Here is a 12,574-nt window from a genome sequence, read left to right on the forward strand (position 1 = left end):
CGCTAAAGAGGCTCGGCTAAGGCGCCTTAAACCGGTAACCTATGCGACTGTTTTTTCGCATTCCGCCGAGGTAACACCCGTGTTCTCCCAATTCGCCCTGCACGAACGCCTGCTCAAAGCCGTGGCCGAACTCAATTTCGTCGAGCCTACGCCTGTGCAAACAGCGGCCATTCCGCTGGCGCTGGAAGGACGCGACCTGCGGGTGACGGCGCAAACCGGCAGCGGCAAGACCGCCGCGTTCGTGCTGCCGATGCTCAACCGCCTGATCGGCCCGGCCAAGGTGCGCGTCGACATTCGCGCACTGATCCTGCTGCCGACCCGCGAGCTTGCGCAGCAGACCCTCAAGGAAGTCGAGCGTTTTTCCCAGTTCACTTTCATCAAGGCCGGCCTGATCACCGGCGGCGAGGACTTCAAGGTCCAGGCCGCCATGCTGCGCAAGGTCCCGGACATCCTGATCGGCACCCCTGGCCGTCTGCTGGAGCAACTGAACGCGGGCAACCTGGACCTCAAGCACGTTGAGCTGCTGGTGCTGGACGAAGCCGACCGCATGCTTGACATGGGCTTTGCCGAAGACGTCGAGCGCCTGGCCGGCGAGTGCGCCAACCGCCAGCAGACCATGCTGTTCTCTGCCACCACCGGTGGTTCGGGCCTGCGCGAGATGATCGCCAAGGTGCTCAAGGATCCACAGCACCTGCAGGTCAACAACGTCAGCGAACTGGCCGAAGGCACCCGCCAGCAGATCATTACCGCTGACCACAACGTGCACAAGGAACAGGTCCTGCACTGGCTGCTGGCCAACGAGACGTACAAGAAGGCGATCATCTTCACCAACACCCGCGCCATGGCTGACCGCATCTATGGCCGTCTGGTCGCGCTGGAGTACAAGACCTTCGTGTTGCACGGCGAGAAGGACCAGAAAGACCGCAAGCTGGCGATCGACCGCCTCAAGCAAGGCGGGGTGAAGATCCTGGTGGCCACTGACGTCGCGGCCCGTGGCCTGGACGTCGAGGGCCTGGACATGGTCATCAACTTCGACATGCCGCGCACCGGCGACGACTACGTGCACCGCATCGGCCGTACTGGCCGCGCGGGCGCCGAGGGTCTGGCGATCTCGCTGATCACCCACGGTGACTGGAACCTGATGTCCAGCATCGAGCGTTACCTGAAGCAGAAGTTCGAGCGCCGCACCATCAAGGAAGTCAAAGGCACTTACACCGGGCCGAAAAAGGTCAAGGCGTCGGGCAAGGCCGTGGGCGTGAAGAAGAAAAAGACCGACGGCAAGGGTGACAAGAAGGGCGACAAGAAAAAAGCCGTCGCCAAGGGCCCGACCAAGCGCAAGACGGTGAACCGTCCGAAGGCCGAGTCGCTGGTCAGCCAGGACGGCATGGCGCCCCTGAAAAAGCGCGTGACCCGCCCGGCGGTCAGCGAGTAACTCCATCTCTCGCTAAATACCCCGTTCCCGTAGCAGCACGGCTTGCCGGCGGGAGCGGTGTGTCAGACGATCAATGCGTCACAGACACACCGCTCCCGCCGGCAAGCCGTGCTGCTACGGGTATGTGTTAGCCGTCGGCTTTTTTTGCGGCTTCATCCATCTCCTTCAACCGCTGATCGATCAACTGGCATTTGTCCGGTACGTCCTTGGACGCGGTTTCCAGTTGCATGTCCTTGATCTCCTGATTCAGCTCCTTGGCCTTGGCCGGGTTCTGCTGAGTCAGTTTCTCGACTTCCTGCGCCAGTTGTTCGCGCTTGGCTTGTGCCTCCTCGGGCGTGCAGGCCCAGAGGGGCGTGGCCGCCAGCAGCATGAGCGCAGCGGTAATGCTTGTCAGGGTTTTCATGGGTGGCCTCTGTATCCAGTGCGGGCTTACTTGAATGGAGGCGCAAGGGGAGGGGAAAGTTCAGGCATTGACCGCTGGGCCAGCCGGCTGAACGGCTACCGCTACGCCCGGTCACAACTCTGAGCACCAAGCCCGCTGGCCGGACGTCACGGGTTTTCATCCCTGCTCCTGGAGGTTGGATATGTCTGACAAATACGACTGGGATCTGATCGAACGTCTGCTGCATGAGGTGCAAAACAGCGCCGACAAGCCGTTTGCTCCCCGCAAATACGCCGAGGAACACGCCGCCGCCAAGGCCGCCGAGGGTGAAAGCACCGGTGACCTGGACGCCCTGAAAATGCGCGCTGCCGACTTTGAGGCGTTGCTGTTCAAACGCGGATTCATCGAATCTCGTCCGGAAGAAGAGGGCGGCAACGGCGAGAATTTCGTCCTGACTCCGCGCGGTGCGAGCCTGCTGGCGATGATCGACAGCAGCATCCCGGGCAACGACCACCCGCGTCAGGTGCTCGATGAGCAGGCCGATGCGCTGGACCCGGACACCTTTGACGAGGTGTCGTCCAAGGCGCAGGTGGCGTAACCCATTTTGCGCATCACCTCCGACCCGTAGCAGCACGGCTTGCCGGCGGGAGCGGTGTGTCAGACGATAAATGCGTCACAGACACACCGCCCCCGCCGGCAAGCCGTGCTGCTACGGGGTGAAGTGATTTCAGGAGGCTTTATTCGCGGCCTTCAAGCAACTCAGATTATTGAAATCATGCCGCACGTCCGCGATCTTCTCCATCAACTTCTGACGCTGCTCCGGTGAGCTTTGCGCCATCAGGTCGCTGATCAACGCTATCGCCGCCTGCTCGGTATGGTCGTAGGCCGCGCGATATTCGGGCGTCCAGAACGTTTCGCGATCCTGCAGCAGTTTGGCAATCTTCTGATCGAAATCCGGCGCCTGACGCTGTTTGACCGCTGTCACCAGCAATGACTGCCAGTGGGCGCGATTGTCGATCCACAGGCGGTTCTGCTCGCCCAGCGAAGTCGACCACTGCATCACGCGCTCGCGTTGCACCGGGCTGAGTTTGCCGATCCACGGGTTCAGGCGTTTTTCCATGCGCTGTGCGCGGTCGGCAATCTGGTGGTCCAGTGGCTGGTCCACGTATTCGGATTCGTGCTTGCGCATGTCCTTGGCAAAGGCCGCTTCCATCTCCGCCACTTGCTGGTCATTGAGCTGACGCAACAGTTCGACCGCCGACGGCGTGATCTCCCGCGAAACGGTGGCAATGGCCTGGCGCGCTTCGGCGGTGCGCGCCTTGAGTTGGGCTTCGTTGACCTGATTGCTCTGGACCATCCCTTCGAGGCGATCAAGCCAGGCCAGGTAGTCGGGAATCTGCGTGGTGCAGTGCCAGCTCAAGTGCTCTTTGAGACGCTCGTCGAGCCAGTCCTTTTGCGTGGCATTCATGTCCAGGTAGTCGTTGAGGGACCAGGGAATGATGAGGTCCAGATGCCGGTACGTCAGACCGATCTGACTGCAGCCTGCCAGCAGCATCAGGCTCAGCCACAACGCAATGCAGGTCTTGAACAGGGTACGCATGACAGCTCCTTGCCGTTTCGTCTCCCAGTTATAGAGCAAGCCGGGCCGTGGCGGTTCAGCCCATCAGAAGAATGAGCGCACCACTTTGAGGGTCACCGTGCTTTCGCACTGGCTGTTGTGCCCGCTGTAGGCAGTGCAGCTCGCGCCGCTCAGGCTCGAACCGCTGTACATCAGGTTCATGTCCATGCCGAGCCAGGGACGGGAGACGTTGAACGACCAGTCGTTGTAAGCGCTGACCATGCCACCACCGTCGATGATGGCCGGAGAGTCGAGCTGGTGATTGCCGTATTGCATGCGCATGTCCAGGCCCAGCGGCACGATCCCGCCAAGGTCCAGGAACAGGGTGCTGTCCTGGCGCCCGGCGTCGGTGCTGAAAGCGGTGCCGATGCGGCTGTCGAAGATGCGAAACCCGGCGTACAGCTCGTGGCTGTCGATCTGGTCGGTGTTGGGGTAGCTGTAGCGGATGACGCCCAGCTCGTAGCCCAGGGTCTTGTCGAACGGCTTCTTGAAGCCCATGTACGAATCGACTTCCAGCGTGGTGTCCGGCGTCAAGCCCGCGCTGGGGGACCATTGACCGAAGTAGAAGCCGCTCTCGTGGGTCAGGTCCAGGCCGCCATGAAACGCCGAATCCCCCGCGCTGGGCGTCACCAGCCCCTGGGCCATGCTGCGGCTGGGCGTGGTGCCGAGCTTGAGGCTGAAGTCGCCCAGATCGCGCTCCATCACCTGGGCGCTGGCGTGCGTGTGCACCAGCAGGGCACAGACGAGCAGGGCAGTGGCCTGCCGGTTGAAAAGGCGAGCATGAGGCATGCTTCACTCCTTGGGATTGCGAGGAGTGGATCGAAAATGTCCTGTCGGCGTTGTGGCAAAACCCCGATGATACGACAGGAACCGCGAGCTAGAGCCTCGCAAGCATACCGGCGAATGCCGCGATGTTTCGACCGCTGGTCGATTCGTCGCAGAAAATCCGAACTTCGCGATCAGTTGTTCTGGGAAATCAGCTTGTTGACCACCACCAGCGCCTGGGCAAATGACGGATAGCCGCTTTTGGCGACGTCCAGTTCATCGTATTTGAGGCGGTACATGTGAGCCTTTTCCTGATCCACCGATCCCGACAGCTGCGCCAGCAATGCGATGGACAGCGGGTACTTGCGATCGGCCGATTCCTGGAGCATGTCGTGGACCTGAGGGCCCGAGGCGTTCAGGCGCAGTAGCAGCACGGCCTGATAAAACTCGGCCTCGCCGGTCTTGTCCTGGCGAGCCGCGCGGGCCAGCAGCGCATTGGCCAGCTCGTAGCTCTCCTGGCGGCGTTCGTTGATGATCCACTTCGCCTGGAGCATGTCATTCTGGAAAAGGAGGTAGTCCGTGCGGCAGTTGCTGCCTACGGTGGCGGTGTCACAACCGTGTGTCGCACATCCACCCAGGCCAACGCATAGCAGTGCGCCGAGAAACATCCATTTTTTCATGTAGGGGTTCCGCAGAGATGTCTGGTGATCAGGGCATCGTCCAGCCTGTACGCCTGGGTCGTTCAGGACGAACGCATCATGACGTGACAGTAAAGCAGAGCTTTTTCGGAACAGCAGGGCGATGGACCTGGCGCCCTGGAATCAAGGCGCCTGGATGTCGACCGCGCAGGCGGGGAAAAATTTACTTTTTACCCAGGGAGATCTGCTTCGAGGTGGTGTAGGTCTGGCCGCTGACGCCTTTGGCAATCTGCTGGATTTCACCGCCGGATTTCAGGAAAGCTGCGATCTGAGCGTTGATCGAGTCGCTGGTTTCAACGGCGGGAGCAGGCTTGGCTTTCGACTGGGATGCTTTTACGCGCATGGCTGTAATTAACCTATAAAAAATTAATACGGCCGGCCATCTTATCTCACTGGCCGCAAAATAGCCCGGTAAATATAGCCTTGACAGCCAGTGGCCCGAATTTCACGAGGCTATTCATTCCTCGGAACAATCGTCTAACTGCCTGTTTTAATTGCCAGCTTGCCGGATTTTTGCGAGCTCATTGGGCTGCGATATGTTCGCCGCAACCTGACGAGCGGCCCGCTTGCCGAACCGGTCAAGCTGTCCGGTGCTGCCAATACCTTGATTTTCAAGGCGTGGCGAAGGCTTCGAGGCGGCTCGTTCGCAGGACCGCGAATGTGCTGCCAAACTCGGGTAGAATGCCGCCCACGTTATGAGGGTATCTGCACATGGCTTTAATCGGGCGTTACAACAGTTTGCAAGTGGTTAAACATACAAACTTCGGTCTGTATCTTGATGGGGCACAAGATGGCGAGATATTGCTGCCCAATCGATATATTCCCAAGGATACGCCCAGTGAAGATGAAGACTGGCTTAATGTGTTCATTTACATGGACAGCGATGACAAATTAATCGCAACGACCGAAAAGCCGAAAGTGCAAGTCGGTGAATTCGCCAGCCTCAAAGTGGTTGAAGTCAACAGCATCGGTATCTTCCTGGACTGGGGCCTGCCCAAGGATCTGCTGCTGCCGTATTCCGAGGAAAAACGCCCGCTCAAGGCCGGTGACTACTGCGTGGTGCACGTCTACCTCGACAAGCACACCCGCCGCATCACTGCCACCACGCGCCTTGACCGCTACCTGGACAAGACGCCTGCCAACTACAGTGCAGGCCAGGAAGTGGACCTGCTGGTGGTGGAAGAAACCGCGATGGGTTTCAAGGCCATCATCAACAACCGGCACTGGGGCCTGATCCACAAGAACGAAGTGTTCAAGTTCCTGCGTTCGGGCAAACAGGAGAAAGGCTTCATCAAGGAAGTGCGCAGTGACGGCAAGATCAGCCTGAGCCTGCAACCGGTGGGCGAACAACTGGCCACGGGCCTGAATGCCAAGATCATCGGCAAGTTGCGTGAAAACAACGGTGTGTTGCCGGTGAGCGACAAGAGCGATCCGGCGGTCATCAGTGACCTGTTCGGCGTGAGCAAGGGCAACTTCAAGAAGGCCATTGGCGCGTTGTACAAACAGGGCCAGATCGTGATTCACCCAGACCGCATCGAGCTGGTCTGACCACGCGGTTCACCAGAGGATGGTCCCATGAAACGACTGCTCGGCGCGTACCTGTCCACTCTCGCAGCGTTCCTGCTGCTCGACGGGCTCTGGCTTGGGCTGTTGATGGGGCCGACCTACCGCGACTGGCTCGGACCCTTGATGCTGGCGCAGCCGGTGATATTGCCGGCGGTGCTGTTCTATCTGATCTACGTCGCCGGTATCGTGGTGTTTGGCGTGTTGCCCGGGGTGCGCGCGTCGAGCCTTGGGCATGCAGCGGGCCACAGTGCGCTGCTGGGGTTGATGGCCTACGGCACCTATGACCTGACCAACTGGGCAACGCTTAGCGGCTGGCCCGCGCAACTGGCGCTGATCGACTGGGCCTGGGGCACCTTTGCTTCGGGCGTGGCAGGCGCGGCGGGCTACCTGGTGGTACGCCGATTTGGTTCTCTGTAGGAGTGAGCTTGCTCGCGATGGCGGCTTGTCAGGCACTCATGCAATAACTGACATACCGTCATCGCGAGCAAGCTCACTCCTACAGGAACGTGGTCTACGCGCAATCCCGATATAACCGGGCGTCCCTGAAGCGTTACTTCTGCACAAACCCCGCAAAACTCAGGTTCGCGCCATTGGGCCGCATGTCCTTGAGGTACGAGTCCTTGTCCGCCGACAACTCCAGGCTCACCGTGGACTTGCGCTTGCCTTCGTTGCGAATCACCACGCCTTCCTTGTGCTCGCGCAGGAATCTGGTGGTCACTTTCAGGTGGATCAGCTCATCGGTGCTGGGGGTGTGCAGCAGCAGGTGCAGCCATTCGTACTGACCCACCGCCAGGCGGCTCACTGGGAGGTCGAACCACCAGATGTTGCGCTTGTGGTCCAGTACCGCGAAGTGGGTGTTGTTGGTGCCCAGCACGGCACCGCCCAGTTGCTCATTGCGGCGCGCGATGGCCTGCTGTTTGTCGAGTTTCATAATGTTCCCGGGATCTGATGTTTCGTGAACCTGACGCTGCATGATAGGCGCAGGTCGGCTCGGCCGCGCATTCTCCGGGGTTGCGGGGCAAACATAAAGTCAAAACTCATCTCGCGTCGTGAAAAGCGCCGTTACATCTGCTCGCGAACCGCTGGGAAAAATAATTGAAACTCTGCGCGACACAGGCCAGTCAACCGTTGCGTCGAGGTGATGACACCTTTCAAGCCCAGGAGAAATTCCCATGAGCAGCACTACCGATAAAGTAAAAGGCATGGCCAACGAAGCAGCCGGTAACGTCAAGCAGGGTGTAGGCAAGGCGACCGACAACGACAAACTGCGCGCAGAAGGCAAGGCGCAAGAACTCAAGGGCGAAGCGCAACAAGCGGTTGGCAAGACCAAGGACGCCGTGAAAAAAGGCGTCGACAAGGCCTGACGGCCATCGCGCTTGCAGGGTCATGACCTCAAGCGGAACAAGTGAATGAACGATGACGGCCATCCCTTGATGGCCGTCATCGCATCCGGTGAAAGATGTTCTGAAACCAATCAGACATGGCAAAAGTGCTTAACTCTATGTAAAAACCCGGTCCGTACAGGCGGCCGCACGGAATTTCAGAGCGTTTGCCCGCTCGTATAGGTGAATGTGTTTCAGATACGTCTACGTCGCGAAAGGAGACGCCATGATATTCCCGGATTTGCGCCAGTTACGTCTGTCGACGGTGCTGGTCAGAACGGTCAAAGAGTTTCTCGACGACGAGATGTCGACCTACGCCTCGGCGCTGGCCTACCAGATGCTGTTCTCGCTGTTTCCGTTCCTGCTGTTCCTGATCGCCCTGATCGGTTTCCTCCACCTCCCTGATTTTTTCAGCTGGCTGCGCTTGCAGTCCGAGCTGGTGCTGCCGCCCATGGCCCTGGAGCAGGTCAATCCGGTGATTGACCAGTTGCAGCAGTCCAAGGGTGGATTGCTGTCGATCGGTATCGTCATCGCGTTGTGGAGTGCCTCGGCGGGCGTGCGCCTGATGATGAGCGCCATGAACGCGGCGTATGACGTGGTCGAAGAGCGTCCGGTGTGGAAGCGCATTCCACTGTCGGTGCTGTACACCGTGGGCTTTGCCGGGATGTTGCTGGCGGCTGCTGCGCTGATGGTTACAGGCCCTGTGGTCATGAACTGGCTGGCTGCGCAGATCGGCATGGAAGATTTCATCGTCACCTTGTGGACCATCCTGCGCTGGCCGGTGATCATTCTGCTGCTGATGATTTCGGTGGCGACCATGTATTACGTCATGCCCGACGTGGAGCAGGAGTTCCGCTTCATTTCCCCCGGGTCGGTGCTGGCGGTGGTGGTGTGGATTCTTGCGTCTCTGGGCTTTGCCTACTACGTGAAGACGTTCGCCAACTATGACGCCATGTACGGCAGCATCGGAGCGATCATCGTGCTGTTGCTGTATTTCTACATCTCGGCCTCGGTGTTGCTGCTGGGCGCGGAGATGAATGCGGTGATCGAGCATATGTCCGCGGAAGGCAAGGACAAGGGCGAGAAGGTCGCCGGTGACGGCGGCGTCGATTCGACCTACACCAAGCAGCATGTCTCGGGCCTTGGCCGTGATCACTCCCTTGATCACGACGATCTGCAGCCTGACCCGGTGTTGCGGACCGACAAGCACTGACCGGTTTTGTGGCAGGATGTGTCTGAACGGCGCATCCGCCCACTGACAAGGTTCTCTCATGATCCATGAAATTCTGAAGATGGGCGATGAGCGTCTGCTGCGCATCGCCCCGCCCGTACCCCAATCGATGTTCGGCTCCAAAGAGCTGAAGACGCTGATCGACGACATGTTCGAAACCATGCGCAGCGTCGGCGGAGTCGGGCTGGCGGCGCCGCAGATCGGCGTCGATCTGCAGCTGGTGATCTTCGGTTTCGAGCGCAGCGAGCGCTATCCGGATGCCGAAGCGGTGCCCCAGACCATTCTGCTCAATCCCCTCATCACGCCGCTGGAACAGACCCTTGAAGAAGGCTGGGAGGGTTGCCTTTCGGTGCCGGGGCTGCGCGGCGTGGTCGACCGTTACGAGCACATTCGCTACGAAGGCTTCGACCCCGATGGCAAGGCGATCCAGCGCGTCGCCCGGGGCTTTCACGCGCGGGTGGTGCAGCACGAATGCGACCACCTGATTGGCCGTCTGTACCCGTCACGCATTACCGACTTCAGCCGCTTCGGGTTCACCGAAGTGCTGTTCCCGGACATGGACCCGAATGCGGATGATTGATCGTTGATCGCCCCAGGTGTACGTACCTGATCTCAGGTTTCCGATACGACGGCGAATTCCTGTGGGAGCGAGCTTGCTCGCGAAAGCGGCGCGTCAGGAGCAGACTCGCTGACTGGCACACCGCATTCGCGAGCAAGCTCGCTCCCACAGGGGTTATGTGCATGCCGCGAGGGTTACGACAGGCTCATTTGCCCGGCTTGATGAATCGCAAGGTCATGCGATCCGACTCGCCGATGGCCAGGTATTTGTCCTTGTCCACGTCACCCTTGACCAGCGCCGGTGGCAGTGTCCAGACGCCGTCTGGATAGTCTTTGGTGTCCTTTGGGTTGGCGTTGACTTCGCTTTCGCCGGCCAGGGTGAAACCTGCGGCCTTGGCCAGGCTGATCACGTAGTCAGTGGGCAGGTAACCGTTCTTCTCGTTGTCCCTGGCGGTGGTGCCTGGCTTGGCGCGGTGATCGACCACGCCCAGGGTGCCGCCCGGTTTGAGCACTGTGTAGAAAGCCTTGAAGGTCGCTGCTTCGTTGCCGGCATCTACCCAGTTGTGCACGTTGCGGAATGTCAGCACGGTATCGGCCGAGCCCGGCTTGCCGAACACCGGCGCCTTGGGCAGGTACTGGACCACCTCGACCTTGCCGTAATGCGCAGGGTCGGCTGCGTATTTCTGCTTGAGGCTCTCAGCGGATTTCTTCGCGTAGTCGCTCACGGTCGGGTCGACAATCGCCGCAACATAGTGCCCCTTGTCCTTGAGCAACGGCGCCAGCAACTCGCTGTACCAGCCGTTGCCAGGGGTGATTTCGATGACGGTCTGGTCGCTGCGCAAACCAAAGAATTGCAGCGTTTGCTCGGGATGACGGTACTGATCGCGGGCCGCGTTTTGCGGCACGCGCCAGTCGCCCTTGAGCACTTGGGCGAACTGTTCGTGGCTGACGTTGGACGTGGGGGCGGGGGTTGCGGCAGAGGCATGTGTCGCGGCAAAAAGCGCCGCAAGAGAGAAAGCCAGAAGCGTCGGTTTCATGTGCGTCCCGTTCAACTGCATGAGGTGATGGGCGAGGCTAGCACGCGCCACCGGGCAGCGGATGGCACATTTGGTTTGGTCGAGATAACCAATTGATCTACAGGATTTTCATCGCTCGTTGCACCTAGTGATATGACTCAGGTGCAGGAGTGAAAATGCCCAATTATCTCGACGACGCCCAGCGTGACGACATCACCCGTCTGCGCGCGTCCTTTACCGGCCGGACCGAGTGGCCGACCTGGTTGCTGTTGATCGGCGTCTACAGCGCCTGGCCTGGGTTGCTGCTGCTCAGCCCGCAACTGGGTCTCTGGCCGACCACCCTGCTGCTGATTCCTCTGCTGGTGCTGTGGATGTCGTTGCAGCACGAATTGCTCCACGGCCACCCGACGCGCTGGCTATGGCTGAACAAGGTGCTGGGCTACGCGCCGTTCGCGGTCTGGTACCCCTACACGCTGTATCGCGACACCCACATGCAGCACCACCGGGACGAGGACCTGACCGTGCCGGGGCTGGATCCGGAAAGCCGCTACCTCAGCCAGTCGGGCTGGCAGCGCACGGGCCAGGTGATGCGCCTGCTGCGCTGGCTCGACAAGACCCCGCCCGGACGTCTGGTGTTCGGTGTTCCCCTGGCGCTGGGCAGTCTGGTCGTCGAGCAATCCGAACGACTGGTGCGTGGCGAGGACAAGGCCTGGTTCATGTGGTCGACCCACGGCTTCTTTCTGTTGTTGATGTTCAGTTTCATCGAGCGCGTCAGCATTATGTCCGGCTGGCACTACCTGGTGTTCATCACGATTCCTGCGCTGGCGATTTCCATGGTGCGCTCCTACTACGAGCACCGCCCCGACGAGCAGCCGCAGCAACGCACGGTGATCAACGAGGCCGGCTGGCCGTGGCGCTGGCTGTTCCTGAACCTCAACCTGCATCTGGTGCACCACGACTTGCCGGGGTTGGCCTGGTATCACATTCCCACTGTGTACCGCGCCCGTCGCGAGCAGTGGCTGGCGCGCAGCGGTGGTTTTCTGCTGCCGGGGTATGCTGAACTCTTTCGACGCCACAGTTTCAACCCTGTGGACAGCCCCCAACATCCTCACGTCTAGAGTCGAACATGGCCCAGGGTTTCGCCGAATTATTGATGTACGTCAGCCCTGAGCGGGTGGAGCAGGCCCAAGGTCGCTGGCTGGCGCGCGTGCTTGAAATTCTCAGAGTTGAGCGCCTGGATGCTGCTGGTCTGGACCTTCACGCGCTCTGGCTCTCGCCGCAATTGCTGCTGACCCAGACCTGCGGCTATCCGCTGATGACGGCACTGCGCGGGCAGGTGCAGGTGGTGGGACGGCCGGTGTACGAGCTGCCCCACGCCAGCGAAGGTTTTCACTGCAGCCTGCTGGTGGCCCGCGCCGATGATCCGCGCGAGCAACTGGCGGATTTTCGCGGCAGCCGGGGACTCATCAATTCAACCGACTCCAACTCCGGGATGAACCTGTTGCGCCATGCCTTGGCACCGTTACAGCAGAGCGGCCGGTTTTTCGGAACGGTGTCGGTCACCGGCGGGCATCGCAACAGCCTTGCGGCGATCAAGCAAGGGCAGGGCGATCTGGCGGCCATCGACAGCGTGACCTTCGACTATCTGGCGCGGGATGCCAGTGACGAAGTCGCGGGGTTGAAGGTGATAGGCCGCACGGCGGCGGGGCCCTGCCTGCCATACATCACCCGGCTGGAGGCGGATGGGGAAGGGATTCGCCGGGCAATGAACCAGGCGCTCAGGGATTTGCCTGAGGTGGCGGCGGTGTTGGCGATCCGGGAAGTGTTGCCAGCGAGCGAGGCGGATTATCAGGTGCTTCTGGACTATCAGCGCCAGGCGCGTGAGGCGGGTTTCGAATTTCCGTAGCAGCGCGGCTTGCCGGCGGG

The 12,574-nt window shown here is 60.3% G+C and carries 16 protein-coding genes; 9 read left to right on the forward strand and 7 right to left on the reverse strand.

Annotated features, from left to right (window positions below):
• The first annotated feature begins 79 nt into the window (after nt 1-79).
• Complete coding sequence (locus NPS29_RS19185; protein WP_274134325.1) at nt 80-1,432, forward strand: DEAD/DEAH box helicase; 1,353 nt, start codon at nt 80-82, stop codon at nt 1,430-1,432.
• A gap of 127 nt (nt 1,433-1,559) precedes the next feature.
• Here NPS29_RS19185 and NPS29_RS19190 read toward each other — a convergent pair whose 3' ends face one another.
• A complete protein-coding gene (locus NPS29_RS19190) occupies nt 1,560-1,835 on the reverse strand; it encodes a hypothetical protein (RefSeq protein WP_274134326.1) in 276 nt (91 codons plus the stop codon).
• Between the two features lie 181 nt (nt 1,836-2,016).
• On the opposite strand from NPS29_RS19190, the gene NPS29_RS19195 reads away from it, so the two are divergent.
• Complete coding sequence (locus NPS29_RS19195) at nt 2,017-2,412, forward strand: transcriptional regulator (protein ID WP_274134327.1); 396 nt, start codon at nt 2,017-2,019, stop codon at nt 2,410-2,412.
• Nucleotides 2,413-2,541: 129 nt separating this feature from the next.
• Here NPS29_RS19195 and NPS29_RS19200 read toward each other — a convergent pair whose 3' ends face one another.
• The 4 genes from NPS29_RS19200 to NPS29_RS19215 all read right to left on the reverse strand — a co-directional run bounded on the left by NPS29_RS19200 (nt 2,542) and on the right by NPS29_RS19215 (nt 5,238).
• The gene (locus tag NPS29_RS19200) at nt 2,542-3,414 is read right to left on the reverse strand and encodes a DUF6279 family lipoprotein (RefSeq protein WP_274134328.1); all 873 of its coding nucleotides are present in this window, start codon (nt 3,412-3,414) and stop codon (nt 2,542-2,544) included.
• A gap of 63 nt (nt 3,415-3,477) precedes the next feature.
• Nucleotides 3,478-4,221 (reverse strand): TorF family putative porin, encoded by a 744-nt coding sequence (locus NPS29_RS19205; protein WP_274134329.1) that lies wholly within the window; start codon nt 4,219-4,221, stop codon nt 3,478-3,480.
• A gap of 170 nt (nt 4,222-4,391) precedes the next feature.
• Nucleotides 4,392-4,877 carry a hypothetical protein gene (locus tag NPS29_RS19210; RefSeq protein ID WP_274134330.1) on the reverse strand — a complete coding sequence of 162 codons (486 nt, stop codon included), beginning with the start codon at nt 4,875-4,877 and terminating at the stop codon, nt 4,392-4,394.
• Between the two features lie 181 nt (nt 4,878-5,058).
• Nucleotides 5,059-5,238, reverse strand: coding sequence for a hypothetical protein (locus NPS29_RS19215; RefSeq protein WP_274134331.1), 180 nt, complete (start codon nt 5,236-5,238; stop codon nt 5,059-5,061).
• Between the two features lie 368 nt (nt 5,239-5,606).
• Between NPS29_RS19215 and NPS29_RS19220 the strand changes: the two genes are divergently transcribed.
• Nucleotides 5,607-6,443 carry a CvfB family protein gene (locus NPS29_RS19220; RefSeq protein ID WP_274134332.1) on the forward strand — a complete coding sequence of 279 codons (837 nt, stop codon included), beginning with the start codon at nt 5,607-5,609 and terminating at the stop codon, nt 6,441-6,443.
• Between the two features lie 27 nt (nt 6,444-6,470).
• The gene (locus tag NPS29_RS19225; protein WP_274134333.1) at nt 6,471-6,878 is read left to right on the forward strand and encodes a DUF2177 family protein; all 408 of its coding nucleotides are present in this window, start codon (nt 6,471-6,473) and stop codon (nt 6,876-6,878) included.
• A 133-nt stretch (nt 6,879-7,011) separates the two neighbouring features.
• Here the strand turns inward: NPS29_RS19225 and NPS29_RS19230 are convergent, their stop codons facing one another.
• A complete protein-coding gene (locus NPS29_RS19230; protein ID WP_274134335.1) occupies nt 7,012-7,392 on the reverse strand; it encodes a hypothetical protein in 381 nt (126 codons plus the stop codon).
• 241 nt (nt 7,393-7,633) lie between these two features.
• Here NPS29_RS19230 and NPS29_RS19235 point away from each other — a divergent pair, with 241 nt between their 5' ends.
• From NPS29_RS19235 to def, 3 genes are all read left to right on the forward strand, one after another.
• Entirely contained in the window at nt 7,634-7,825 is a 192-nt protein-coding gene (locus tag NPS29_RS19235; RefSeq protein ID WP_274134337.1) for a CsbD family protein, read from the forward strand.
• A gap of 244 nt (nt 7,826-8,069) precedes the next feature.
• On the forward strand, nt 8,070-9,056 hold the full coding sequence (locus tag NPS29_RS19240; RefSeq protein WP_274134339.1) for a YihY/virulence factor BrkB family protein: 987 nt from the start codon (nt 8,070-8,072) through the stop codon (nt 9,054-9,056).
• A gap of 58 nt (nt 9,057-9,114) precedes the next feature.
• A complete protein-coding gene (gene def, locus NPS29_RS19245) occupies nt 9,115-9,654 on the forward strand; it encodes a peptide deformylase (RefSeq protein WP_274134341.1) in 540 nt (179 codons plus the stop codon).
• A gap of 184 nt (nt 9,655-9,838) precedes the next feature.
• Here the strand turns inward: def and NPS29_RS19250 are convergent, their stop codons facing one another.
• On the reverse strand, nt 9,839-10,669 hold the full coding sequence (locus tag NPS29_RS19250; protein WP_274134342.1) for a class I SAM-dependent methyltransferase: 831 nt from the start codon (nt 10,667-10,669) through the stop codon (nt 9,839-9,841).
• A 155-nt stretch (nt 10,670-10,824) separates the two neighbouring features.
• On the opposite strand from NPS29_RS19250, the gene NPS29_RS19255 reads away from it, so the two are divergent.
• Together NPS29_RS19255 and NPS29_RS19260 are read left to right on the forward strand one after the other, a co-directional pair.
• Nucleotides 10,825-11,766 carry a fatty acid desaturase gene (locus tag NPS29_RS19255; RefSeq protein WP_274134343.1) on the forward strand — a complete coding sequence of 314 codons (942 nt, stop codon included), beginning with the start codon at nt 10,825-10,827 and terminating at the stop codon, nt 11,764-11,766.
• Between the two features lie 8 nt (nt 11,767-11,774).
• Nucleotides 11,775-12,554, forward strand: coding sequence for a phosphate/phosphite/phosphonate ABC transporter substrate-binding protein (locus NPS29_RS19260; protein ID WP_274134344.1), 780 nt, complete (start codon nt 11,775-11,777; stop codon nt 12,552-12,554).
• Nucleotides 12,555-12,574: the final 20 nt, after the last annotated feature.

Origin of the sequence: Pseudomonas putida (assembly GCF_028682175.1) — a bacterium.
Taxonomy (GTDB): Bacteria; Pseudomonadota; Gammaproteobacteria; order Pseudomonadales; family Pseudomonadaceae; genus Aquipseudomonas; species Aquipseudomonas putida_AD.

Excerpts from the sequence above, each read along its gene's own strand:
- NPS29_RS19260 (WP_274134344.1), top strand. The coding sequence starts at position 11,775 with ATGGCCCAGGGTTTCGCCGAATTATTGATGTACGTCAGCCCTGAGCGG.
- NPS29_RS19220 (WP_274134332.1), top strand. The coding sequence starts at position 5,607 with ATGGCTTTAATCGGGCGTTACAACAGTTTGCAAGTGGTTAAACATACA.
- NPS29_RS19210 (WP_274134330.1), bottom strand. The coding sequence starts at position 4,877 with ATGAAAAAATGGATGTTTCTCGGCGCACTGCTATGCGTTGGCCTGGGT.
- NPS29_RS19195 (WP_274134327.1), top strand. The coding sequence starts at position 2,017 with ATGTCTGACAAATACGACTGGGATCTGATCGAACGTCTGCTGCATGAG.
- NPS29_RS19205 (WP_274134329.1), bottom strand. The coding sequence starts at position 4,221 with ATGCCTCATGCTCGCCTTTTCAACCGGCAGGCCACTGCCCTGCTCGTC.
- NPS29_RS19200 (WP_274134328.1), bottom strand. The coding sequence starts at position 3,414 with ATGCGTACCCTGTTCAAGACCTGCATTGCGTTGTGGCTGAGCCTGATG.
- NPS29_RS19225 (WP_274134333.1), top strand. The coding sequence starts at position 6,471 with ATGAAACGACTGCTCGGCGCGTACCTGTCCACTCTCGCAGCGTTCCTG.
- NPS29_RS19240 (WP_274134339.1), top strand. The coding sequence starts at position 8,070 with ATGATATTCCCGGATTTGCGCCAGTTACGTCTGTCGACGGTGCTGGTC.
- def (WP_274134341.1), top strand. The coding sequence starts at position 9,115 with ATGATCCATGAAATTCTGAAGATGGGCGATGAGCGTCTGCTGCGCATC.
- NPS29_RS19250 (WP_274134342.1), bottom strand. The coding sequence starts at position 10,669 with ATGAAACCGACGCTTCTGGCTTTCTCTCTTGCGGCGCTTTTTGCCGCG.
- NPS29_RS19215 (WP_274134331.1), bottom strand. The coding sequence starts at position 5,238 with ATGCGCGTAAAAGCATCCCAGTCGAAAGCCAAGCCTGCTCCCGCCGTT.
- NPS29_RS19230 (WP_274134335.1), bottom strand. The coding sequence starts at position 7,392 with ATGAAACTCGACAAACAGCAGGCCATCGCGCGCCGCAATGAGCAACTG.
- NPS29_RS19255 (WP_274134343.1), top strand. The coding sequence starts at position 10,825 with ATGCCCAATTATCTCGACGACGCCCAGCGTGACGACATCACCCGTCTG.
- NPS29_RS19190 (WP_274134326.1), bottom strand. The coding sequence starts at position 1,835 with ATGAAAACCCTGACAAGCATTACCGCTGCGCTCATGCTGCTGGCGGCC.
- NPS29_RS19235 (WP_274134337.1), top strand. The coding sequence starts at position 7,634 with ATGAGCAGCACTACCGATAAAGTAAAAGGCATGGCCAACGAAGCAGCC.